This is a genomic window from Buchnera aphidicola (Floraphis choui) (assembly GCA_039830045.1).
Lineage (GTDB): Bacteria > Pseudomonadota > Gammaproteobacteria > Enterobacterales > Enterobacteriaceae > Buchnera_B > Buchnera_B aphidicola_AX.
This window is the reverse complement of the sequence record CP140044.1, coordinates 102940-128094: the sequence shown is the minus strand read 5'-3', so window position 1 is coordinate 128094 and position 25155 is coordinate 102940. Positions and strand designations below refer to the sequence as shown.

Here is a 25155-nt window from a genome sequence, read left to right as displayed (position 1 = left end):
TCCAATCAATGTAAATTTCGAGTAGAAATTTCTTTTTTTAACTTTATAACAAAATCTTTTATATTTACTAATAAAAAATTTTTTCCTGATCGAGTTCTAAAAGTAATTTTATTACTAGTAACTTCTTTATCACCACAAATAACAATATATGGAACTTTTCTTATAATTTGTTCTCTGACTCTAAAATTGACTTTTTCATTCCTTATATCTAATCTAACTCGAATACCTATATCAAACCAATTTTTAAATAACATGCTAACATACTTATTATGACTTTTATTAACACTTATTAACACCACTTGAATAGGAGCTAACCACGTTGGAAAATTTCCAGAATATTCTTCTATTAAAATCCCTATAAACCGTTCAATAGAACCTAATACTGCTCTATGAATAATAATTGGTATTTTTTTTTCATTATTGTTATCAATATAAAAAGAACCTAAACTTACTGGTAAATAAAAATCTAATTGTATAGTCGCACATTGCCAAATTCTTCCCAAACAATCAAGCAATGAAAGCTCAATTTTCGGTCCATAAAAAGCTCCTTCTCCCTCTTGATATTCAAATAATATTTTGTTTTCTTTTAATGAAGTTGATAAATCATTTTCAGCTTGATCCCATATTATATCACTTCCAATTCTATTTTTTGGACGAGTTGATAATTTTACCAAAATTTTTTTAAAACCAAATACTTCATATACGTCATAAATCATTTTTATACAATTACTAATTTCACCCTGAATTTGATCCTTTCTACAAAAAATATGAGCATCATCTTGAGTAAAATTCCTAATTCTCATAAGTCCATGTAAAGAACCTGACGGTTCATTTCTATGACAACTCCCAAATTCTGAAATACGAATAGGAAGATCGCGATAAGAATGTAAAGCATTGTTAAAAATTTGTACATGACCAGGGCAATTCATAGGTTTAATTCCATACATATTATTTTCTGAACATGTCATAAACATAAATTTTTGATAATTATCTAAATGTCCACTATCTTTCCAAATTTTTTTATTCATAATTAATGGTGTTTGAACTTCTTGATATTGATATTCTTGTAACTTCTCCCGAATAAATCTTTTTAATTCTCGAAAAATAATCCAACCATTATGATGCCAAAAAATCATTCCTGGAGATTCTTCTTGAATATGATATAAATCTAATTTTTTGGAAATTTTCCTATGATCTCGTTTCTCAGATTGGTCTATGTATTCTAAATATTCTCTTAATTTACTTGATGTAACCCATGCTGTTCCATAAATTCTTTGCAAAACCTTATTTTTTTTATTTCCGTTCCAATATACACCAGAAAACTTTTGTAACTTAAAATAACGACAAAAAGATACATTAGGAATCGGAATACCAACTTGAAAATCAACATATTTTTGATGAAAACACAAAGGAACAACTTCATTAATTTTAAAATTGTTTTTTAAAATTAATAATTTATACGTTTCGGAATAACTCTCAAAAATTTTATATGCTTCTTCCCATGTTATATTTTTTACATTAATATTATATTTTCTATTAGAAATATCTAACATACGAGTTTCTAATAAATTTAAATCCGAACTAGTAAAAATAAAATCTACATCTATATCACAATAAAATCCGTTGTCTATTACAAAACTATTACCAATTTTAGAATTCGGCCATAATTCTTTTACAGCATATCCTAAAATACAAATAAAAGTATTACGAATGCTATTTAAAAAAACTATATCATCTTTATAAACTATTTGAATATTAGCATCATAGTCTATAATAGTATATTTACTTACACTAATATTATTTACATATCCAAAACAACAACTTTTGGCTAAATCAGGTGAAATATTCTTAGCAATATCTAATACTGAAACAGCATCTTTATATATTAGTTTTCGTCCGTCACACAACGTAATAACAGGCATTTCAGATCCTTAGTTTTAAATTATTCCATTTATTTTTATTAAGATATAAATATACTTGACATTCAAAGTATATTTTAAAATAGTTAACTATAATATAATTATATAAAAATAATAATCAATATTAAAGATCAATATAAAAAGTTAAAACCGACTGTTAACAGCATCTGCTAATTTTTTAAGAAGTCGTACGCTATCGTTCCATCCTAAACAAGGATCTGTTATCGATTTTCCGTAAATTAATGGTTTATTATCAATTACTTTTTGAGAACCTTCTTCTATAAAACTTTCAATCATAACACCAAATATAGCTGTAGAGCCATCTCGTATTTGCTTAGCTATGGATTCGCCTACATCACACTGACGCCTATGTTGTTTTAGACAATTCCCATGACTAAAATCAATCATCAAATATTCTAAAAGATTAAATTCTTGTAAATATCTTATAGTTAAATCTATATCTTTAGCATGATAATTTGGAGATTTTCCTCCACGCATAATAACATGACCAAATGGATTTCCACTAGTATGATTAATAGTCATTTGTCCATGTTTATCAGGTGCTAGAAATAAATGTTTTGCACTTGCAGCACGAATAGCATCTATTGCAATTCGTATATTTCCATCAGTACCATTTTTAAATCCTACTGGACAAGACAATGCAGATGCCATTTCACGATGAATTTGACTTTCAGTAGTCCTTGCTCCTATTGCACCCCAACTTATTAAATCTGCTATAAATTGTCCAATTACTATGTCTAAGAATTCAGTAGCAGCTGGAAGTCCTAATTCATTAATATCTAAAAGCAATTTTCTAGCAATTGACAAACCATGATTAACACGAAAACTTCCATTCAAATCAGGATCTGAAATAAGACCTTTCCAACCTATCACAGTACGTGGTTTTTCAAAGTAAGTGCGCATTATAATTTCAAGACGAGAAGAATATTTTTTACGTAATTCATTTAATCTTTTTGCATATTCAACTGCTGCTAAAGGATCGTGAACTGAACAAGGTCCGATTACTACCAATAAACGCAAATCCATTCCTGTCATAATATTAGCTATATTTTTTCTAGCTGTAATAACAGTATCCATAATAGAAGAAGTAATAGGATAATTTTTTGCTAATTCAAATGGAGTAATTAACGGATCAATTCGTATTGTTCTTAATTCATCTGTTTTTTTCATATTTTTCTCTAAATATATCCTATACTAATAATATATGACAAAATTATAATTGATAAAATGTTAATTATAAATTTTAAAGCAAATATATCAATTTAATATACAAAACGCTTTAAATTACCATGATAAATACAATTAAAATTTATTTAAAATTTTTTTAAAATAATTTAACATTTTAATATTAATGTATCAAATTCGTAATCATAATCTAATAATAATATTATGATCTTTAAATTATATTCTAAAATTAGCATAAAAATTTTTATTAAAAAATAATAAGAGTATTAAAATTTAAAATATTAATACTAATAACGATAATATCGTAAATTGTTCTTAATTACATTCTATAGCTACTTAAGAATTTGCTATAAAACAAGAAATATAAAATAAAAAAGTAATCATAAAATATTTAAAGTAATATTATATATGACTAAATAGATTTGATATTCTATACAAAATATTATCAAAACAAATATAAAAATTCTAAATAAATATTATTAATTTTTCTTTTTAATCTTATCTTTTAATAAAAAGCGTTTTATTGATTCTTTTGACAAAGTACTTGGAGCTGGAATTTCATCCATCCAAGAAGAAATAAGACGATATGATATGACTAAAACTACTGGGCCAATAAATAAACCAATCATTCCAAATGAAATTAAACCACCTATGACTCCTGATAATATCAATACCGTGGGAAAATCAGCCCCGATCCTTATAAGCATAGGACGTAATATATGATCTAATACACATACAATACAACTCCAAATTAACAATACAGTCCCCCAAGTTGTATTACCATTCCAATACAACCACATAATAGCTGGAATTAATACAGGTAACGGACCTAATTGAATTAAACAAAAAATAATTATTAACATCATTAATAAAGAAGAATATGGAATTCCAGAAATTGCTAATCCTATACCACCTAGAATGCCTTGAACTAATGCAGTAACAACTACTCCTAAAGCTACTGCTCTAACTGCCTGACCAGCAAGAGAGACTACCGAATCTCCAGAATTTGATCCTAAACGAACAGCAAAATGTCTAATAATATTTCTCATTCTTTCACCATTCCAATATAATAAAGAACTAAAAATTAACATTAAAATTAAATGAATAATAAACCGACCAAAATGCCCCGCTTGAACAACAAAAAATTCAGTAGTTTTACCCATATAAGGTTGAACTTTAGCAATTAATTCAGAACCTCCTTCATCTAATAATTTTTGATAACTAGAAAATAATTTTACCCCAATAACAGGAATATCTTGTAGCCAATAAAAATCTGGAAATCGTAAGTTTTCTGAACTTAACCAACTAATTACTGAAGTGCTATTATCAATTAAACTATTCACTAAGCAAGCAATTGGAATAATAAAAATTAATAATAAAATAATAATCATTGTTATAACAGCACATGCTCGATTTCCCCATAACAATAACTGCAATTTTAAAAATATAGGCCATGTCGCAATCACTACCATGCTAGCCCACGCAAAACCTAAAAAAAATGGACGCATAATCCATAAACTAGAAAATATCATAATAACGATAAATATTAGAGAAAAAATAGCTTGTGGCAAATCCATACTTTCTCGTTTTTTTTGCATATAAACATTATACCTTTATGTTTCCTTTAATTATTTAGAACATAAATAATATCTTATAAATTAATAAAAATTGCTTTAAAATATAATTTTATAAAAATAGAAATAATAAAACTTATAAATGTTCTAAAAATGTATAAAATATATATTATATATTAATAATATTATTGAATTTTTAAAATAAGTACAATATAATTTTCTATCATTGATATTAATATATTAGTTAATTATACTACTTAATTTTATATATTTATATATATAAATTTTTATAAAAATTAGTTACTTTAATATTTTAAAGCTTATTAATAATTTATTTTAACAAAATTGTAATGATTTTAAACTTGTATATAAGTATAAAATATTTACTTAACATATTCATATGAGAACAAAATGAATAAAAATATCTACTTTACATTACTTCCAAAAGAAAAAAATATTCATAATATCAAAGGAATAAAAATAAGTTATACAGCAGAAAAACAAATTCATAAATTAATAAAAAAAGAACATAAAATAGGAATTAAATTAGGAATAAAAAAATCAGGATGTGCTGGAATGAAATACTTCATGGAACTAGCAACAATAATACATCATACTGATATTCATTTCGTTTCTAAAAATATATTGATATTAGTAAATTTCAAAAACGTCTCAATATTAGACGGAGTAAAAATAGACTTTATAAAAGAAGGAATAAATCATGTTTTTAAATTTAATAATAAAAACATTCAAAATTTTTGTGGATGCGGTGAAAGTTTTAATCTAGAATATTAATTTAATTCTAAAAAATAATATTCGCATAAAAATACGTTTATAGTAATTTAACTTATCCAACATATCAAACAAAAATGTTTTTTTCCTCTAGATAAAAGTGTATATCTTTCAAAAAAGATATCACTATTTGAAAAAACATACATTTCATTATTTTGTCTAACGTGATTAATTTTAATAGCATTAGATAGAATCATATTTCTGGCTTGAGAACGAGAAGGAGCTAAAAAAGCATCCACTAATACCTGTTGTAAATCTCGAATACCTGAAATCTTAATTGAAGGTATTCCATCTTGTTCTAATTGAATAAAATCAGATCTCTCCATATTATGAAAATCACCATAAAACAAACATGATGAAATGCGCTTTGCCGATTTCACTCCGTGTTTACCATGTACTATATTTGTAAGATACTCTGCTAGAAATAGTTTAGATTTATTCAATTCTGTAATAGAATTACAAGACTCTAATGCATCTATTTTTGAAACCCTTAAAACAGTAAAAAATTTTAAAAATCTACATACGTCACAATCAGATATGTTAACCCAATATTGATAAAATTTATAAGGACTCGTTTTTTTTGCATCTAACCATACTGTATTCTTTTCTGTTTTTCCAAATTTGATTCCATTTTTTTGAGTTAACAAAGGAATAGTTAAACCATACACTTCGTTCTTATATAACCTACGAATTAAATCAATTCCAGATACAATATTTCCCCACTGATCAGATCCACCAATTTGTAACATAACATTGTATTTATTATGCAAAATAGAAAAATCATATGCTTGTAATAAATTATAAGAAAATTCTGTAAATGAAATTCCTGTATCTAAACGATTGATTCGTTTTTTAACTGCATCTCGAGTAATCATTTTATTAATAGAAAAATGCTTACCTATAGTACGTAAAAATTTTAATAACGACATATGCTCAAACCATTTATAATTATTTATGATCATGGCTTTATTATAACTTGAATTAAAGTCTAAAAATAAAGAAACTTGATTAGTAATAGACTTTTTCCATGTATTAACTAATTCTATCGAATTCAATCTTCTTTCAGAAATTTTAAAACTTGGATCACCAATTAAACTAGTTGCACCACCTATTAAAACAATAGGTCTATGCCCAATTTCTTGAAATCTTTTTAGACATAATAACGGCAAAATGTGACCTATATGTAAACTCTCTGCAGTAATATCAAAACCACAATATAAAGTAATTTTATTATTTTTAATTTGAAAAATTAACTTTTTTTCATTAGCAATTTGTGATATTAAGTTTCTTTTTCTAAATTCACAAATTAAATCAATTTGACACATAAAAATCCTTCATTAAAAATGTATTGTAAAAACACTATAAAAAATATAAATATAACATTTATAGTAAATAATTTTATAATACAAAATTATAATTAAATTAAAATATATATTTTAATAAATATTATATAATAACAAAAAATTATAAAATAAAACTTATTAGATGTATCTAAAATGAATTAACAGTAAACAAAACCTTTACTAAATTCTCTTAAATTTAAATTTGCATAAATGTTCAATTGAACAAAAAGAACATTTTGGAGATTTAGACGTACATATATAACGACCATGTAAAACAAACCAATTATGAAAATGTAATTTAAAACGTTCAGGAACTATTTTAAATAATGTTTTTTCTGTACTAATAACGTTTTTTGCTTTCATAAATCCTATTCTATTACATAACCTGAATACATGAGTATCAACTGCAATAACTTTTTTCTTAAAAATACAATTTAAAATTACATTAGCTGTTTTTCTTCCTACTCCGGGAAAACATTGTAAATCAATAATGTTATCAGGAATTTTCCCTTTATACCTATTTAGTAAAATATCACAAGTTCTAATAATATTAGAAGACTTTTTATTAAATAAACCTAACTTTTTTATATACTCCTTTAAATTATTTAATCCAATTGATAAAATAGATGAAGGTGTATTAGCAACTTTATACAAATTTTTAGTAACTTTATTAACCATACGATCAGTAGACTGTGCTGATAAAATTACCGAAATTAATAACTCAAAATCTGAAGAAAATTTTAATTCTGTTTTTGGTTTAGGATTTGCTTTATAAAAAATTAACAAAATTTTATTAAGTTGATTATTATCCAATTTTACTTTTTCCTAATAGAATAGAGTAAACTTTAAATATGTATCAATATTACAACAATTTAATTAATATTTTGATTTATAAAATTTTTTCCAGCTAAAATAAACCCTAAAATCATAAAAGCCCCAGAAGGATATGAAAAAAATAACATGACATAGTTTGAATCAATAATTTTCATATAAAACATTTGAGACCAAGATCCAAATAAATTTTCAGAACCAAAAAATAGTGTTCCGTTTCCAATAATTTCTCTAATCGATCCAACTATAAATATAGCTAAAACAGATCCAATCGAAGTAAATAATCCATCTAAAAATGAAATTAATATAGAACTATTCATAGCAATAAGATCAGCTCGACCACATATAACACAATTAGTAATAATTAAAGGAATAAAAATTCCTAAAGAATGATATAAATTTAGTGAATATGCATTAACTAACATATCAAAACAACTAACAATAGCACTAATAATCATCATATAAATAGGAATACGAATATCTTTAGGTATCCAAAACCTCAATGATGATATTATTACATTCGTACACACCAAAACTAATGTAGTAACTATTCCTAATCCTAATGCATTAATAACATTTGTAGTAACTGCTAAAATAGGACATAATCCTAACAACTGAACTAATGATGAATTTTTTATCCAAATTCCATTACTAAACATTTTAATAAAGCTATTCATAGTCACAATCACAATTTTTAAATTTAAAATTTTTTAATATTAACTTTTTCGACAAACTAGCAGTACGTTTAATCGCATTAACTACCGCTAATGGGGTAATAGTAGCTCCTGTAAATTGGTCAATATTTCCTCCATACTTTTTCAAAGAAAAATTTACATCATCTAGTCCTAATACTGTCATACCAGAAAATTTAGTAATCCAATTAGAAATATGAGTATCAATTTTATCTCCTAGTCCAGGAGTTTCGTGATGATCTAATGTACGAACACCTAAAATTTTACTATTTAAATCTAGAGATACAATCATTTTTATATTTCCTGAGTATCCATCTGGTGCTATTACTTCAAAAATTAAAGCATATAATTTATTATTTTTTGTAACCATCCAAAACTTATGATTCTTATTATCTCCTAATAATTCGTTATTTATAAAACAATATGAAACTTTCATATCAGAAAATGTTTTAGGCAAAAGAGTATTTAAAATTATTTTTTGATGATTTTCTTTCTGAAATACTATCCTTGATTTAGTATATATATATACTAATACTACACTACTTGCTGTTAAAATAGAAATTAAAAATAATGTAATAATAATTGAATAATTGTTTTTAAACATAAGTTATTTTGTCTTTTTACCATAAATATACGGTTGAGTATAATAATCTATTAACGGAACAACAGAATTAGCGAGTAATATAGAAAACGATATAGCATCAGGATATCCACCAAAAACTCGAATAATCCAAATAAAAATTCCAATAAAACTTCCAAAAATTATACGCCCTATTTTAGTAATAGAAGTAGTAACAGGATCTGTTGCAATAAAAAAAGCCCCCATCATAGTACTACCTAAAAATAATTGAATTAATGGAAAAATATTTATATGTTTAAAATAAAAAAAATCCAATGAACAGCAAATAAATAAAGAAAATAAAAAACTAAATGGAACTCTCCAACAAATAATTTTTTTTATTAATAAAAAAATACCTCCAGAAAAAAAACTAAAGTTAATTAATATCCAGTGACGATAAATATCAATGTTTTCTAAAGAAAAAATAAAAGAAGTAATATTTGTTACAATACTTCTATTTTGTATTCTCATTTGTTCTAAAGGAGTAGATTGAGTTATAAAATTAGACATTTCAGAAAATTTTGACATCATTTTATAATAATCTTCTAAGTCGGTAAAAAAAATAATTGACATCATATCACTTACATTTAACATATTAAGTAATGCCAAATTATTTTGAAAAGACCAATTAGTCATTAAAATAGGAAAAGATATCGATAATATCGCATATCCTGACATTGCAGGATTAAAAATATTATTTCCTAAACCTCCATATAACTGTTTAGCAACTATAATAGAAAAAAAAGAACCTACAATTGATATCCACCACGGTGATAAAATAGGTAAACTAAGTCCTAATAAAATACCAGTTAAAACTGAAGAATAATCTAAAAAAAATGTATACAAATTTTTTTTTCGTAATTTTAAAAAGATAAATTCAAATATTATCGAAGATATAACAGAAAGAAATATTTGAATTAATACTGCTATTTTAAAATAGTAAAATTCTATAATTACACCTGGAATTGTAGCTAATATTGCTAATAACATTATATTATTAGTACTTCTACAAATATAAATATCATTAATTTTAATATATCGATAATCCATAACTATATTTCAAAAATTTTCTTATATAAATCGTATAGTAACACTATTTGTTTACTAGAAGTTATTCAATATTCCTTTTTAATTTAGCTCTAGCAATAGATTCTTCAAGTTCTTTTTTCCTCATGAACTGAGACTTTTCTATAGTTATATATTCTATATCTGTATTACAGACAACTTTTTTATCTAAAACTCTATCTAAATTATTACTAGAATATATGATATTTTCATTGATTAATCCTGAAGAATTCAATCTAGATTGACGAGATACAAACAATTTTTTAAATTTTTTAGACATATTCTCTTTAAATATAATTTCATTCAATTTTAATTTTTCTTTTCTAAAATATCTTAAAAGAGGAATATTACTAGGACATACTTGTTCACAAATTCCGCATTCAATACATTCATTTATATGATATTCTCTAGATTTATTATGATCGAAAGATTTACTATAAAAATATAGTTGTTCCGGTAATAGACGCATTGGGCAAGTTCTAGAACAAGCTGTACAGCGAATGCATGGGCTTTCTAATCTGTTATCCATAAAATTCAATTCTAAACATAAAATATTATTGCTGGTTTTTAAAATAGGAAAACTTAAATCATCAATTATTAATCCAGTTATTGGACCTCCAATGACAACACTATTATCTTTATAATTAATATTACATTTCTTTAATATATAATTAATTGGAGTACCAACTCTAACTAAAATATTTTTTTGATACGATAACCGTCTATCAGATAAAGTTACAATTCTCTCAATTAAAGGTTCGCCATTTATCACTGCTCTTTTAATTGAAAAAATAGTAGATACATTAAACACAACTATCCCTAAACTAGTTGAATGTTTTCCTAAAGGAACTTCCTTATTAAATAATATTTTTATTAATTGTTTGCTGCTGCCAGATGGATATATTCTTTTTATTTTATATATTTTATAATTAGGAAAAGCTTTTATTTCTTTTTTAATTTTAATATATGCAATATTTTTATCATCTTCTATAGCAATAAGAACACATTTTATTTTTAAAATCCAAACAATGATTTGACATCCTTGAATTACTTCTTGCGCAAAATTTCTTATTAAACAATCATCTGATGTAATATATGGTTCACTCTCAGCAGCGTTAACTACTAAAGTATGCGCATTTCCAATAGAATATTGTAACTTTTTAGAAGATAAAAATCCTGCCCCTCCTAATCCAACTACTCCAGAATTATAAATAAGTTGAATAATTTCGTCAGGACTAAATTTTTTATAATTACTCATTAAAATACTATCAATTTTTGTATCTTTTCCATCAGATCTTATATTAATAATACTAAAACGTTTATTTAAAAAAAAATTATACTTTTTCTGTGAAATTTTAGTAACTATTCCAGATACAGGGGAATGAATAGGAGCTATATGTTTATATCCTAATGACAGAACTTGACCAAGTAATACAGATTGTCCTACATCAACTATAATTTTTTTTTGTAAAACAATGATATCATCTACTAAAATAAAAATTTTTTTTGGAATAGGAATATACTCTAATCTAGACGATGATTTACTAGTTTTCATAGAAATACATTCTATTCCTCCATACAAGTCTCTTGATTTTCGAAACAAAATTATTTTTTTAACATGAATATAGCATAATCTAATTAACACCCAAACAAAATTAACACACATAAATAAATGTTGTTTAAAATTATTAATTAACGTAATCATATGATATTTTTTTTTCTTTAATACAATTAGTAGGACATATTGATATACATAAGTTACAACCAGTACACATATGTGGTAATATTGTATGCATGAAATTATATGATCCTACTATAGCATCAACAGGACAAATTAATCTGCATTTTGAACAACCTACGCAATTCTCTTCATCGATTATTGCTATTTTAGAAAAAACATCGTTAGAAGAATTCATACAATTGTATTCTAACTCATCATTATTTAACAAACTTGAAATTTTAAATACAACTTCATTTCCACCAGGAATACATTTATCTATTCTTTCATTATTATTTCCAATCGCACTAGCATAAGCATAACACCCAGGATAATCACATTGCGCACATTGTGTTTGAGGTAACAATTCATCAATTTTATCTATAATAGGATCAGAATCTATACTGTAATAATACAAAACATAATTTATTAAAAAACCAAAAAAAATACTCAAAATACTAAAAAAACATATAGAATATAACATAAAAAAAATCATACTTTTACTAAACCATTAAATCCCATAAAAGAAACAGACATTAGACTAGCAGTAATTAATGCAATTGGACTGCCTCGAAAAGGAGCAGGAACATCTGATAAAAATAATCTCTCTCTTATACTAGAAAAAATTACTAAAACTAAAAAAAAACCAATAGAAGAGCTAAAACCATATAAAAAAGACTCTAAAAAATTAAAGTTGAAACGTATACTAGATAAAGGGATAGCTAAAACTGAACAATTACTAGTAATTAATGGTAAATATATACCTAACAATCTATATAGTATAGGGCTAACTTTCTTTATTATTATTTCAACAATCTGAACACTAACTGAAATAATCAACATATATGTCATAATTCTAAGACATACTAAATTTAATGGAACTAAAATATAATAATTCACTAACCATGATAATATAGAAACACATGTAATTACAAAAACAGTTGCACACCCTAAACCTACAGCAGAACCAAACTTTTTAGAAGTACCCATAAAAGGACACAATCCTAAAAACTGCACTAAAACTAAATTATTAACTAATAAATTACCTAAAAAAAATGAAAAATAAATCACTATAAAACCTATATACTTGTTATTTTATTAATAACTACTAATAATATTTTATACTATCTTAAACAAATTTAAACGTTAGGAAACACATCCAAGTAGATTCTTAAAATTGTATTTTACTAAAATACTTTTTACATTATAAATTATATCATCAATATAAAACAATATTTTAAATTAAATAATATACTTTCATATTAACTCTAGCATGTAATTCAAAAAAGATAAAATATTAATTTTAAATAGTAATTTATAATTATTCTATAAAATAATTATTATTAAAAATAGTTTAATTTAATAAAATTTTTAAAATTATGTAAACTCATAGCATTTTGCATCTAATGCCATAACCTTATTAATAATTTTATTTATCTAAATAGTATTAAATTCTAGAATATTATCTAAAATCAAAAAATAAAATTATTTATTTAATTAATAAAATTAACACTAATCACTTTTAAAAACTTCTAAATTTATTACTTAATTTAAATATACAATATAAAGGATATACTTATACTAATGTTAATATAATCATATAATAACATTCAAAAGTATTTTTATACTATAGCTAACACAAAACATATACATTATACAAAAAATATAAAATGTTTTACCTATTAAATTTTAACACTAATCTTTCTATACTATCCACAGTAATTTTAGTAAGATAATCTATTTCTAAATTAACTAAATCTCCAACATTCTTACTTCCAATAGTAGTATTAAATATCGTTTCTGGAATCAAAAATACACAAAACGTATTTTTTTCAACATTACCAATAGTTAAACTAATACCATCAATACATATAAAACCTTTGTAAAAGACATATTTCATAAAAATAATATCATTTAATTCAATCCATAATTTCTTACTATTATTACATATTACAATTTTAAATATTTTTGCAGTAATCATAACATGTCCAGAGACTAAATGCCCTCCAATTTCTTCTCCAAACTTTACAGATCGTTCAACATTTATATGTTGTCCTTCACAAAAGGAATCCAAATTAGTAACTCGTAAAGTTTCTTTTATAATATCTACACTAACTCTATTGTTTATAATAGTCTTAATAGTTAAACAACAACCATTACATGATATAGACGATCCTAATAACAAAGTATTTGTATCAATATTATTCAATTGTATAACCCATTGAAAATAATTTCTGCATTTTTTTATCCAAACTATTTTTGCAATATCTTGAATAATCCCAGTAAACATAAAAACCTTAAATAATTAAGTATAAATAAAACTATTATAAAATAACAAAATACTATTCAAAATAAATATTTTTAATTTATTAAATTAATATTAATTATATTTTAATACAAACACATTTATACTAATTCTAAATTGAAATCTAAAAAATTAAAAATATTTATAAACTATGAACTCATTACTTTTTGTAATATAAAAAATATAGAATAACAAGATAACTAAGCAATTTATATTTTAAAATTCTATAAAAAATAAAATACCACACTAAAAGGTTAGGAATGAACAAATATTTAAAAGAAATAAAAATATTGTTACAACTTACTATTCCTATTATGTTAGCGCAAATATCGCAAATGAGTATGGGATTTATTAATAGTATTATGATGGGATCACTAAACAATACTGATATAGCTGCTATATCAATTGGAATATCAATTTGGTATCCAATTATTTTGTTTGGACATGGATTATTATTATCTTTAGTGCCTATTGTATCATATATGAACGGATCAGAACAAAAAAATAATATTCCAAATCAAATCATAAATGCATATTGGCTAGCTACATTTATTTCAATAATTATTATGATTATTTTGTGGAATGCTAATTATATTATTAATATTATGAAAGACATTAATCCAATTATAGAAAAAAAAAGTATTAATTACATTAGAGTTTTGTTATGGAGTACTCCTGGATATTTATATTTTCAAGTAATACAAAACCAATGTGAAGGATTTTTAAAACCTAAACCAGCTATGATTTCAGGATTAATAGGATTAATTTTAAACATAATAATAAGCTATTTATTAGTATATAAACAAATATTATCATTTTACTTTAAAAATATAGGATGCGCACTCTCAGTAATTATCGTTTATTGGTTTATGTTTATCTTTATGAAAATAATAACTAAAAACGATATTGATATATATAACATAGTATATTCGAGAAATCACAAATATTTTCCTGATTTTAAAATAATTTGGAACTTATTAAAAATAGGATTACCCATTGCATTATCACTATTTTTTGAAGTTACATTGTTTACATTAATAACATTACTGATAGCATCTTTAGATATTTCTCAAATTGTTGCACATCAAATTGTTTTAAGCATCAGTTCATTTATTTTTATTCTTCCACTTTCAATTGGAACTGCGACCAGTATTCGTATTGGATTTTATTTAGGAAAAAAAAACTTAAATAAAATTTCTACTATTATCATATCTTCACAAACCATGGGATTTATTTTGTCTACTATAATTACGATATCTATTTTTTTATTTTATCATAAAATAATAGCTTTATATACTACAGACAATCTTATTATAAAACAAACTGAAAAAATAATAATAATTGCTGCAATGTATCAAATATTTGATTTCTTTCAAATTATAGGAAACGGAATCTTAAGAAGTTATAAAGACACTCATACAATTTTTATCATTACATGTATATCCTATTGGATATTTGGTTTTCCTATCGGTTATTTGCTAGCATTAACTGATATAATTATTCCAAAAATAGGAGCAACTGGGTTTTGGATAGGAATTCTTATAGCATTGGCTACATCATCTTTAATGATCTTATATAGAATATTGTCTATTCAAACACTTTTTAAAAAAATATAAAAATTTTATTTAATTTTTTTATTTTAAAATAAAAAAAATTATATATAATATTATAATATTTTATTATATTGTGTCCGTAGCTCAGTTGGTTTAGAGTACTACCATGACAAGGTAGAGGCCAGTGGTTCAAATCCACTCGGACACATTAAGATATATTAGAATGAATTTTAATTTCACTATTTTACATTACTTATTAGATATATGATTATAAAATACATAGAAAAAACAATGAAATGTTCGTTCTTATTATCATATAGTGGAGGCTTAGACTCTACTTTCCTGTTTTATCAATTATTAAAAATAATAAAAATTAAAAAAGAGATAAAATTTAGAGCAATTCACATAAATCATCAACTAAATAGAAATTCAAATCAATGGAGTGAACATTGTAAAAAAACATGTAAAAAATATGATATTCCTTTAATAATAAAAAAAGTTATAATAAATAAAAAAAAAATAGGAATAGAAGCAAATGCTAGACTACAGCGATATAAAATGATATATGCAGAAGCACATCCACAAGAAACTATTTTAATAGCTCATAATTTAAATGATCAATGTGAAACTTTTTTGTTAGCTTTAAAAAGAGGTAGTGGCATTACTGGTTTAAGTGGAATGTCATATGAAAGTAAATTATTTAACAAAAACACAATTATTAGGCCATTATTACATATTACTAGATCTAAAATAAAATCCTGGATGACTAAAAACAAAATACATTGGATTAAAGATGATAGTAATTATAATACTACTTATGACAGAAATTTTTTACGACATAAAATACTACCATTACTTATACGAAGATGGCCAAGTTTTATTAAAAAATGTGCAAATAGTGCATTTATTTTAAAGCAAGAAAAAAATATTTTAGACTCTATAATAAATAAAAAACTTAATCAATACCTTATATCTAATTCTATTCTAAACATTAAAAATTTCCAAAAAATTCAACCAGAAATGAGAAATTCCTTACTAAGGACATGGATTAAAATTAATAATAATACTATGCCTTCATATAAAATTATAAAAAATATATATTATGAAATTATTTTGTCTAAACCAGATTCTAAAGCAAAAATAAAAATTAATAACTATGAAATAAAACGATATAGGAATTATTTATATTTTATAAATATTTCACCTTGTATAAAAAATTTAATTTTGATATGGCATCGACCTTGGAATGATTTAAAACTACCTAACAATTTAGGATTTATTGTCCAAAACCAATTTGGAATTAAAGTTCCTTATCCCAAAAATAATGAAATAATCAATATTCGCTTTCAAATTTCAGGAAAATTTTTAATTCAAAATCATACAAAAAGAAAACTAATTAAACAAATATGGAAAGAGAACAGAATTGCTCCATGGGATCGAAATAATATCCCTCTGCTATTTTATAATAATAATTTAATAAGTGCATTAGGAATATTCAATGTAATTACAAAAAACTATGATGAACAAAATCAACGCAATCAATGGAGTTTATCGTGGATAAATAACATAAATACTAAATAACATAAAAAATCAATCATTGCAAATTTTATAAAAGTTAAAAAATATATTTTAATAATTAAAATATATTTTATTTAAGAAATAGTAAAATCTAATTGAGATTTATTAAGTCTCGAACACAACGGCTTAAAAACAGAAATTTTGTGATTTATAAGAGGACAATAAATATTATTCCACGTTAACTTAATTTTTAAAAAAGATTCAGTTCTTTTAGCTAAATCAGGCATAACAGGTTTTAACCATGTCATTAATATTCTAAAAAAATTTATTCCTGTAGTACATATATTATGAAGATTATTATATTCTTTAATATTTTTAATCATTATCCATGGTTTTTTTTCATCAATATAACTATTAGCTATATCTGCACACTTCATGATAACAACAATAGCTAAATTAAATTCGCTTTTTTCTAAATAAGATTCTACTTCTTTTGTATTACCAATAAACGAACTATACAAAATTTTATCATCAATATTTTTAGATAAATAGCAATTAAATTTATTAGATAAAAAATATGCGGTTCTTGACGCTAAATTAACTATTTTATTAATAATATCAGAATTAAATTTTTGTACAAAATTTTCAAGATTGATTTCAATATCTTGGATTTTTGATGAAATTTTAGTAGCATAGTAATATCTTAAACTATCTGAATCTAAATTTTTAATCCAATTATCTACTGAAAAAATAGATCCCCTAGACTTAGAAATTTTAAGTCCATTAATAGTGACATGACCATGAACAAAAATTTTAGTAGGCTTTCGAAAATTACTTCCTTCTAATATTGCTGGCCAAAACAAACTATGAAAATATATAATATCCTTTCCAATAAAATGATATAACTCGTTCTTTGAATCTTTTTTCCAAAAATCATTAAAAATTAAATTAGGTTTTTTATCACATAAATTTTTAAAAGTACTAATATATCCAATAGGGGCATCTAACCAAACATAAAAATATTTGTCTAAAAATCCAGGAATATTAAATCCAAAATATGGGCTATCTCTTGAAATATCCCATTCTCTTAACCCAATTTTAAACCATTCCATAATTTTTTTAACTACAGAACACTCTAATACTCCAGAAGAAATCCAAGATTTTAACATAGAACTAAAATAAGGTAAATTAAAGAAAAAATGTAATGAATCCTTTAATACAGGTCGAATGTCTGACAAAACCGATTTTGGGTTAATCAACTCAGAAGCAGAATATATTCTTCCACATTTTTCACAATGATCACCATATTGTTCCTTAGCCAAACAAATAGGACATGACCCTTTTACAAAACGATCAGGTAAAAAAATATTATTTTCACAATCAAAAAATTGAGATATAATTCTTTTATGAATTAATCCTTTTTTTTCTAAACGTTTATATATTTTTCTTAAAAAAAACAAGTTTTCTGGACTATGTGTAGAATAGTAATTATCATGATTTATATTAAATTTTAAAAAATCTCTAATATGTTCACTATTAATAGAAGAAATCATTTTTTCTGGATCTATTCCAAGTTGTTTGGATTTTAACAAAATTGGAGTGCCATGTGCATCATCTGCGCAAATAAACCATACTTCATGACCTTTCATTCTTTTATAACGTACCCAAATATCAGCTTGAATATGTTCTAATATATGCCCAATATGAATTGGGCCATTAGCATATGGCAAAGCACAAGTTACTAAAATTTTTTTTTTATCATAATACATCAACAATTATTAATTTGTATGCAATACTAAATAAAATAATACTATTATTAATATGCACGAATAATGAAAACATTGAAAATATTATACATAACAAAAACTATAAGTATATAACTATTTTAATAAATATTAAAAATTAATTTTTCTAAACGTATCATAATATAATAAAATAAAAGATCATTTATAATGATAATTTTTATATAAAAGTATTTATAAATATATTTATATTTCATAAAATTATATAAATATTTATTACATTTTAAAAATACACTATTTCAATGTAATTCTATTTAATTCTTATATATTTTACTTAATATCACACTATTTTAACCAAAATACTTAACATTTTTCTTATATTATATAATTTTATAGAAGTACTAGATAACGCTTTGAAACTCAACGCTGCTATTATCATTCCTGAATACAATGATAATAATAATGTTTCCAGAATTGAAATACTCTAAAACAATATTTCCACTTCATCCTGAATCTATACAATACGAAGCAACATATATCATCAATCCCAAACATGCTAAAGACGAGTAGCCATCTATCCAAAACCTATTCAATCATTTGGAATAATGATTCTATCGAAAGTAACTGTAATACTAATGATCCGAGTTCAATAAAAATGCTTTATGATGAGGTACAATTTTTTTACTCATAATTCTTGTCAATATTAAGGAAGTTTAATTTTTTGATTTACTTAAATCAATACACTGACCTTTATTTTTACAAAAAGTACAAAATTTATTTCCTAGGCGAATATCAATAGGTACTCCATGAATTAATTTTGTATATGGAACAGGTATAATTATTAGCTTTTTATAACCATGTTTTAATATCTCTATCACTCAATCTCATTAAAATAACTTTATAATGTTATTTAATTATATAAAAACGAATATAAATTTAATTGCGTTATAAAACAAAGACATATGATATAAAATGTAGTGTTTTATTCTTAGTACATTATTATTTTTTCCAATTAGTATGAAAAAAATTAAAATTTCCAATTTTCTTATATCTATGCGCTCCAAAATAATCTCTTTGAGCTTGAATTAAATTTGCAGGCAAATGCGCAGATCGATAACAGTCAAAATATGCAATAGCAGATGATAATGCAGGTACTGGAATTCCAAAATTAATAGCAATAGATACAATATATCGTAATGAATTATGGTAACTATTAGCAATATTTTTAAAATAAGAAGTTAATAATAGATTAATAACATTTTTATTTTCTAAATATTCTTGATTAATATACTTTAAGAGTTTAGCACGGATAATACATCCAGATTGAAATATTCTAGCTATTTCTGAACAGTTCAAATTCCAATTATATTTTTTAGAAGCACTATTTAACTGTGAAAATCCTTGGGAATAAGATATAATTTTTCCTAAATAAAGAGCTTGTCGGACTTTCTCAATAAAATCTGACTTATCATGCGATAGGTTAGATTCGATTGGTCCGGATAATATTTTTGAAGCTAATAAACGTTGTGATTTTAATGAAGATAAATATCGAAAAAAAACTGATTCAGTTATCAAAGTCAATGGTTCATTAAGATCTAATGCACTTTTAGTAGCCCATGTTCCCGTTCCTTTATTACTAGCTTCATCTAAAATGTAATCCAATATATAATTATCATTGCAATCTTTTTTAACTAAAATATCTATAGTAATTGAAATTAAATAACTATCTAATTCTCCTTGATTCCACTTAAGAAATATATTAGATAATTCATCATTGTCTATTTTCAATATATTTTTTATTAAAAAATATGATTCTGCTATTAATTGCATATCACTATACTCAATACCATTATGGACCATCTTAACATAATGTCCAGATCCATCGGTACCAATATAACTAACACAAGGCTTTCTTTTAAATTGTGCAGAAATTTTTTTCAACATAGGAGCAACAAAATCATAAGCCTCTCTTTGTCCTCCGGGCATAATAGAAGGACCATACAACGCACCCTCTTCACCTCCTGAAATACCTGCTCCTATCAAATTTAATCCTTCTTTAAATAATTCATTACTACGACGTATAGTATCTTTATAAAAAGTATTACCCCCATCAATAATGATATCTCCTTTACACAAATATTTTTTCATTAATGCGATAATTGCATCGATAGGTGCTCCTGATTTAATCATCAAAAAGATACATCGAGGTATTTTTAAAGACTTAATAAACTCTTCAATTGAAAAAAAAGGAAATATGTTTTTTCCAACATTATCAGAAACAAACTTTTTAGTAACTTCAGACGATCGATTGAATATCGAAACAGTATATCCATTACGTTCTATATTTAAAGCTAAATTTCTACCCATTACCGCCATTCCTATAATACCAATTTGATTTTTTTTCATTCTATTCATCTCAATTGAATTAATATTAATACACATTTCAAAATGCTAATTTTAATTTATAAATAATACCCTAGAAAGTATCATCAACTATTTTGTATTTTACTATATTTTCATTTACTTCTTTTTTTCAAATTAGTTACGATTGTGTTAAAATCTAAATCATGATGATGTAATAATACTAGTAAATGATAAATTAAATCAGTAACTTCATTAATAAATTCTACCTTATTGTTAGTAACAGCTGCAATAACTGCTTCTACTGCTTCTTCAGCAACTTTTTGAGATATTCTATTTACTCCCATACTATGCAATTTTGAAGTATAAGAATTTTTAGAACAATGAATTTTTTTAGATTTTAATAAATTTTCAAGATTATAAAAAAAGGTTAAATCTGAATAAACCGAATTAAAACAACTTACATTGTCTAAATGACATGTATTACCTTGTGGTATTGCTAAAATTAATAATGAATCTTTATCACAATCAAGAACCATATCTATTACTTGTAAATAATTTCCAGACATCTCTCCTTTAGTCCATAATCGTTTTTTTGTACGTGAATAAAAAGTAACATATTTTTTTTCACATGTTGTTAGAAAAGCTTGTTGATTCATCATTCCATGCATCAAAACTACACCATAAGTATTATGTTGAACAATAACAGGAAGCATATCATTAACTTTTTTCCAATTGATATCACGAACATTTATTTTATTTAACATTTCCTAATTTCTAAACCCTTATCGATTAAAAAATTTTTGAGTATTTTTATACTTATCTTATTTTCATGAAATACAGAAGCAGCTAACGCACCATCAACTTTAGATTCATAGAAAACATCGTAAAAATGTTCTAATTTCCCTGCACCACCTGAAGCAATTAACGGGATATAGCATATTTCTCTTGCTAACTTCAATTGTTGTAAATCATATCCATTATTCATTCCATCTTTATTCATGACATTTAATACTATTTCACCAGCTCCTAATTCTTGTACTTTTTTTATCCATTCGAAAGTATTCCATTTAGTTTGTATTATTCTATTTTCACTCCCAGTATATTGGTATACTAGATAATTATTACTTTCTTTATCAAACCATGAGTCTATTCCTACAACTACACATTGTGTACCAAAATTATCAGCAATACGACTAATCAAATTTGGATTTGATAACGCTGGAGAATTAATAGAAATTTTATCTGCACCAAAAGACAAAATATCTTTAACATCATCTACGCTTTTTATTCCTCCTGCTACACAAAACGGAATATTTATAATTTCTGCTATTTCTATAATCCATTTTTTATCTAATAATTTGTTTTTAGATGAAGCTTCAATATCATAAAACACTAACTCATCAGCTCCTTGATCAGTATAATATTTAGCTAATGAAATTATATCACCTACTATTTTATGATTTTTAAATTGTATACCTTTTACTACTAATCCTGATTTAACATCTAAACACGGAATTATTCGTTTTGCCAACATTTAATAGCCTCTACTAAGCTAAATTTCTTTTCTAATAAAGCACGGCCAACAATTACACTTTTAACTCCAGATTTTTTAATAGAAGCAATGTCATTTAAAGATCCTATTCCACCAGAAGATTGAAAGTGAATATGACTAAAAGAAGTAGAAATATCTTCATACAGTTTTACATTAGGACCCAATAATGTTCCATCTTTAGATACATCAGTACATAAAACATGCTTTAATCCTAAAGGAGAAAATTTGTATATCAATTCTTCTAAACTAATTCCAGAACTATTTTTCCATGCATTAATTACTACGTCTTTACAGCCATTACTAGAAACATTTATGTCTAAGGCTAGTATAATAGCATCACCTCCATATTTTTCTAGCCACATGCTTACTTTTTCTGGAGTTTTTATCGCAGATGTTCCAATGACTATTCTCTTAACACCTAATGAAAACAATAAATCTACATCTTCACAATTTCGAATTCCTCCTCCTACTTGTAAACTAATATTAGAATAAGACAACAAATCTTGAATAATGTGAGTTTGCTTTTTTTTAGGATCTAATGCTCCATCAAGATCTACTAAATGTATAGTACTAGCTCCTTGGGAATAATAATTTAATATTATGTCATTGATATAATCTTCATAAAAAGTTTTACAATTATATTTTCCTTGATATAACCTAACAATTTTTCCATTAATTAAATCTATAGACGGTATAATCAATTTTATATCTCCAAAAAATTTTTTAATACTTTTAATCCTAATTCTCCAGATTTTTCTGGATGAAATTGAACTCCAAAAAAATTATTTTTTTGTATAGCAGCACTAAAATAAATATTATATAATGTTTTTGCTATAGTATATTTATTAATATAAAATGCATAACTATGTAAGAAATAAAATTTAGAATTATTTTCAATTCCATGAAATAATATATTATTTGTACATATTTCTACATTATTCCATCCATTATGAGGAAGAGGTAACGAATTAGAATTAAGAAGATACACAGGAGAATTTATGATATTTAACATATATGTACCTTTTGATTCACTACTAAAGGAAGATAATAATTGCATTCCTAAGCAAATTCCTAATAATGGTTGTTGATAATCTTTAATTAAATTTAATAAATTTAATTTTTTTAACATACACATTGCTGAATACGCTGTTCCTACACCAGGAAGTAGCATTTTGTTAGAATTTAATATATCTTCTTTAGATGTGCTAATTATAGGATTATATCCTAACCTACAAACAGCATACTTTATAGAAGATAAATTAGCACAACCAGTATTTATAATAACTACACGCGTCATAATAATCCTTTAGAACTAGGTAAAACAAACCCATTTACATGAATAGCTTGCTTTAATGTTCTTCCAAATGCTTTGAATAAACTTTCAACTCTATGATGATCATTTATACCTGTACTTTTTAAGTGTAAAGTAACTTTCATAGAAAATGCTAATGACCTAAAAAAATGTTCTATCATTTCTGTACTTATATCTCCTAAATACTGAAATTTAAAACAAGACTTAAATTTCAAAAAAGGACGCCCAGAAATGTCTAATAAACAAAATCCAATACTTTCGTCCATTGGTAAAATAAATCCAAATCTATTCAAACCTATTTTACTGCCTAACGCTCGATTTAAAGCTTTTCCTAAAGCAATTCCAACATCTTCTATTGTATGATGATCGTCAACATTAATATCGCCATCAGAGATGATTTTCATTCTAATATTACTATGAGTAGCTATTTGATCTAACATATGATTAAAAAAATGCAACTTAGTATCAATGAAATTATTACCAAATTTATCCAACCATACCTCTACTCTAATTTCAGTTTCATTTGTTTTACGTAAGATACAAGCGTATCTATTGTGATTTGTTAATTTAATTTTAATTGAATTCCACGTATGTCCATACTTTCCATAGTGTAATCCAGATAATCCCATATTTTTTGCTAATTCCATATCTGAGTAACGATCACCAATAACATAACTATTTTTTATATTTAATTTATTTTTACGTAACCAGTGTTTGACCATTCCTAATTTCGGTTTTCGGCAATCGCAGTTATAACTTTCTTCATGTGGACAAATTAAAATATCTTCAAATACTATACCTTGTGATAAAAAAACGTTTATCATAAATTGATGTGGTATAGAAAAAGAAGAAAAAGGAAACTTTTCAGAACCTAACCCATCTTGATTAGTTATCATAACAAAAACATAACCAAAATTTTTTAATTCTACTAAAGTTGAAATAACATCTTTTTCAAATATCAATTTATGTATGTCATCTACTTGAAAAGTTTTAACAGGTTCTGAAATTAAAGTTCCATCTCGATCAATAAATAAAACATTTTTATCCACAT

The 25155-nt window shown here is 24.3% G+C and carries 23 protein-coding genes and 1 tRNA gene; 4 read left to right on the top strand and 20 right to left on the bottom strand.

What is annotated here, in order from left to right; all coding sequences use genetic code 11:
* Positions 1–5 precede the first annotated feature (5 nt).
* The 3 genes from thrS to ydiK form a co-directional block, all read right to left on the bottom strand.
* Complete coding sequence (gene thrS / locus UAT33_00590) at positions 6–1922, bottom strand: threonine--tRNA ligase (protein XBC43956.1); 1917 nt, start codon at positions 1920–1922, stop codon at positions 6–8.
* A 141-nt stretch (positions 1923–2063) separates the two neighbouring features.
* Positions 2064–3110 carry a 3-deoxy-7-phosphoheptulonate synthase gene (locus UAT33_00585; GenBank protein XBC43955.1) on the bottom strand — a complete coding sequence of 349 codons (1047 nt, stop codon included), beginning with the start codon at positions 3108–3110 and terminating at the stop codon, positions 2064–2066.
* A 494-nt stretch (positions 3111–3604) separates the two neighbouring features.
* Positions 3605–4723, bottom strand: coding sequence for an AI-2E family transporter YdiK (ydiK, locus tag UAT33_00580; protein XBC43954.1), 1119 nt, complete (start codon positions 4721–4723; stop codon positions 3605–3607).
* Positions 4724–5110: 387 nt separating this feature from the next.
* On the opposite strand from ydiK, the gene UAT33_00575 reads away from it, so the two are divergent.
* Positions 5111–5494, top strand: coding sequence for an iron-sulfur cluster assembly accessory protein (locus UAT33_00575; protein XBC43953.1), 384 nt, complete (start codon positions 5111–5113; stop codon positions 5492–5494).
* 47 nt (positions 5495–5541) lie between these two features.
* Here the strand turns inward: UAT33_00575 and tyrS are convergent, their stop codons facing one another.
* The 9 genes from tyrS to UAT33_00530 form a co-directional block, all read right to left on the bottom strand.
* A complete protein-coding gene (gene tyrS / locus UAT33_00570) occupies positions 5542–6816 on the bottom strand; it encodes a tyrosine--tRNA ligase (protein XBC43952.1) in 1275 nt (424 codons plus the stop codon).
* Positions 6817–7014: 198 nt separating this feature from the next.
* Positions 7015–7647, bottom strand: coding sequence for an endonuclease III (nth, locus tag UAT33_00565; GenBank protein ID XBC43951.1), 633 nt, complete (start codon positions 7645–7647; stop codon positions 7015–7017).
* 59 nt (positions 7648–7706) lie between these two features.
* Positions 7707–8342 carry an electron transport complex subunit E gene (locus tag UAT33_00560; protein ID XBC43950.1) on the bottom strand — a complete coding sequence of 212 codons (636 nt, stop codon included), beginning with the start codon at positions 8340–8342 and terminating at the stop codon, positions 7707–7709.
* Entirely contained in the window at positions 8335–8961 is a 627-nt protein-coding gene (gene rsxG / locus UAT33_00555; protein ID XBC43949.1) for an electron transport complex subunit RsxG, read from the bottom strand. Before rsxG ends, UAT33_00560 begins: the two co-directional genes overlap by 8 nt.
* A gap of 3 nt (positions 8962–8964) precedes the next feature.
* Positions 8965–10026, bottom strand: a complete 1062-nt coding sequence (locus UAT33_00550) for an RnfABCDGE type electron transport complex subunit D (protein XBC43948.1) — start codon at positions 10024–10026, stop codon at positions 8965–8967.
* A gap of 61 nt (positions 10027–10087) precedes the next feature.
* The gene (gene rsxC, locus UAT33_00545; protein ID XBC43947.1) at positions 10088–11746 is read right to left on the bottom strand and encodes an electron transport complex subunit RsxC; all 1659 of its coding nucleotides are present in this window, start codon (positions 11744–11746) and stop codon (positions 10088–10090) included.
* Complete coding sequence (locus UAT33_00540) at positions 11730–12242, bottom strand: RnfABCDGE type electron transport complex subunit B (protein ID XBC43946.1); 513 nt, start codon at positions 12240–12242, stop codon at positions 11730–11732. Before UAT33_00540 ends, rsxC begins: the two co-directional genes overlap by 17 nt.
* Positions 12243–12250: 8 nt before the next feature.
* Positions 12251–12832: an electron transport complex subunit RsxA gene (gene rsxA / locus UAT33_00535; protein XBC44094.1), complete on the bottom strand. Its 582-nt coding sequence runs from the start codon at positions 12830–12832 to the stop codon at positions 12251–12253.
* A 601-nt stretch (positions 12833–13433) separates the two neighbouring features.
* Complete coding sequence (locus UAT33_00530; protein XBC43945.1) at positions 13434–14048, bottom strand: riboflavin synthase subunit alpha; 615 nt, start codon at positions 14046–14048, stop codon at positions 13434–13436.
* Positions 14049–14323: 275 nt separating this feature from the next.
* Here UAT33_00530 and UAT33_00525 point away from each other — a divergent pair, with 275 nt between their 5' ends.
* The 3 genes from UAT33_00525 to tilS all read left to right on the top strand — a co-directional run bounded on the left by UAT33_00525 (position 14324) and on the right by tilS (position 17197).
* Positions 14324–15679 (top strand): MATE family efflux transporter, encoded by a 1356-nt coding sequence (locus UAT33_00525; GenBank protein ID XBC43944.1) that lies wholly within the window; start codon positions 14324–14326, stop codon positions 15677–15679.
* A gap of 70 nt (positions 15680–15749) precedes the next feature.
* Positions 15750–15824: transfer RNA gene (locus tag UAT33_00520), tRNA-Val, on the top strand.
* An 83-nt stretch (positions 15825–15907) separates the two neighbouring features.
* On the top strand, positions 15908–17197 hold the full coding sequence (tilS, locus tag UAT33_00515) for a tRNA lysidine(34) synthetase TilS (GenBank protein XBC43943.1): 1290 nt from the start codon (positions 15908–15910) through the stop codon (positions 17195–17197).
* Between the two features lie 71 nt (positions 17198–17268).
* On the opposite strand, the gene metG is transcribed toward tilS, so the two are convergent.
* The 8 genes from metG to hisB form a co-directional block, all read right to left on the bottom strand.
* A complete protein-coding gene (gene metG, locus UAT33_00510; protein XBC43942.1) occupies positions 17269–18903 on the bottom strand; it encodes a methionine--tRNA ligase in 1635 nt (544 codons plus the stop codon).
* Between the two features lie 686 nt (positions 18904–19589).
* Positions 19590–19754, bottom strand: coding sequence for a hypothetical protein (locus UAT33_00505; GenBank protein ID XBC43941.1), 165 nt, complete (start codon positions 19752–19754; stop codon positions 19590–19592).
* Between the two features lie 121 nt (positions 19755–19875).
* Positions 19876–21282, bottom strand: a complete 1407-nt coding sequence (gene gnd, locus UAT33_00500) for a decarboxylating NADP(+)-dependent phosphogluconate dehydrogenase (protein XBC43940.1) — start codon at positions 21280–21282, stop codon at positions 19876–19878.
* A gap of 110 nt (positions 21283–21392) precedes the next feature.
* Entirely contained in the window at positions 21393–22004 is a 612-nt protein-coding gene (hisIE, locus tag UAT33_00495) for a bifunctional phosphoribosyl-AMP cyclohydrolase/phosphoribosyl-ATP diphosphatase HisIE (GenBank protein ID XBC43939.1), read from the bottom strand.
* Complete coding sequence (hisF, locus tag UAT33_00490; GenBank protein XBC43938.1) at positions 21998–22774, bottom strand: imidazole glycerol phosphate synthase subunit HisF; 777 nt, start codon at positions 22772–22774, stop codon at positions 21998–22000. Before hisF ends, hisIE begins: the two co-directional genes overlap by 7 nt.
* On the bottom strand, positions 22756–23493 hold the full coding sequence (gene hisA / locus UAT33_00485; protein XBC43937.1) for a 1-(5-phosphoribosyl)-5-[(5-phosphoribosylamino)methylideneamino]imidazole-4-carboxamide isomerase: 738 nt from the start codon (positions 23491–23493) through the stop codon (positions 22756–22758). Before hisA ends, hisF begins: the two co-directional genes overlap by 19 nt.
* Before the next feature lie 2 nt (positions 23494–23495).
* Positions 23496–24089, bottom strand: coding sequence for an imidazole glycerol phosphate synthase subunit HisH (hisH, locus tag UAT33_00480; GenBank protein XBC43936.1), 594 nt, complete (start codon positions 24087–24089; stop codon positions 23496–23498).
* Positions 24086–25153: a bifunctional histidinol-phosphatase/imidazoleglycerol-phosphate dehydratase HisB gene (gene hisB, locus UAT33_00475; protein ID XBC43935.1), complete on the bottom strand. Its 1068-nt coding sequence runs from the start codon at positions 25151–25153 to the stop codon at positions 24086–24088. The genes hisH and hisB overlap by 4 nt, the downstream gene beginning before the upstream one ends.
* Between the last annotated feature and the right edge of the window lie 2 nt (positions 25154–25155).

What these genes read in the sequence shown, in the direction of transcription:
- UAT33_00550 (XBC43948.1), bottom strand. Translation starts at nt 10,026, where the DNA reads ATGGATTATCGATATATTAAAATTAATGATATTTATATTTGTAGAAGT.
- UAT33_00560 (XBC43950.1), bottom strand. Translation starts at nt 8,342, where the DNA reads ATGAATAGCTTTATTAAAATGTTTAGTAATGGAATTTGGATAAAAAAT.
- UAT33_00575 (XBC43953.1), top strand. Translation starts at nt 5,111, where the DNA reads ATGAATAAAAATATCTACTTTACATTACTTCCAAAAGAAAAAAATATT.
- UAT33_00525 (XBC43944.1), top strand. Translation starts at nt 14,324, where the DNA reads ATGAACAAATATTTAAAAGAAATAAAAATATTGTTACAACTTACTATT.
- metG (XBC43942.1), bottom strand. Translation starts at nt 18,903, where the DNA reads ATGTATTATGATAAAAAAAAAATTTTAGTAACTTGTGCTTTGCCATAT.
- UAT33_00530 (XBC43945.1), bottom strand. Translation starts at nt 14,048, where the DNA reads ATGTTTACTGGGATTATTCAAGATATTGCAAAAATAGTTTGGATAAAA.
- UAT33_00585 (XBC43955.1), bottom strand. Translation starts at nt 3,110, where the DNA reads ATGAAAAAAACAGATGAATTAAGAACAATACGAATTGATCCGTTAATT.
- hisIE (XBC43939.1), bottom strand. Translation starts at nt 22,004, where the DNA reads ATGTTAAATAAAATAAATGTTCGTGATATCAATTGGAAAAAAGTTAAT.
- UAT33_00540 (XBC43946.1), bottom strand. Translation starts at nt 12,242, where the DNA reads ATGTTATATTCTATATGTTTTTTTAGTATTTTGAGTATTTTTTTTGGT.
- thrS (XBC43956.1), bottom strand. Translation starts at nt 1,922, where the DNA reads ATGCCTGTTATTACGTTGTGTGACGGACGAAAACTAATATATAAAGAT.
- ydiK (XBC43954.1), bottom strand. Translation starts at nt 4,723, where the DNA reads ATGCAAAAAAAACGAGAAAGTATGGATTTGCCACAAGCTATTTTTTCT.
- tilS (XBC43943.1), top strand. Translation starts at nt 15,908, where the DNA reads ATGAAATGTTCGTTCTTATTATCATATAGTGGAGGCTTAGACTCTACT.
- hisF (XBC43938.1), bottom strand. Translation starts at nt 22,774, where the DNA reads ATGTTGGCAAAACGAATAATTCCGTGTTTAGATGTTAAATCAGGATTA.
- rsxC (XBC43947.1), bottom strand. Translation starts at nt 11,746, where the DNA reads ATGATTACGTTAATTAATAATTTTAAACAACATTTATTTATGTGTGTT.
- hisH (XBC43936.1), bottom strand. Translation starts at nt 24,089, where the DNA reads ATGACGCGTGTAGTTATTATAAATACTGGTTGTGCTAATTTATCTTCT.
- rsxG (XBC43949.1), bottom strand. Translation starts at nt 8,961, where the DNA reads ATGTTTAAAAACAATTATTCAATTATTATTACATTATTTTTAATTTCT.
- tyrS (XBC43952.1), bottom strand. Translation starts at nt 6,816, where the DNA reads ATGTGTCAAATTGATTTAATTTGTGAATTTAGAAAAAGAAACTTAATA.
- gnd (XBC43940.1), bottom strand. Translation starts at nt 21,282, where the DNA reads ATGAAAAAAAATCAAATTGGTATTATAGGAATGGCGGTAATGGGTAGA.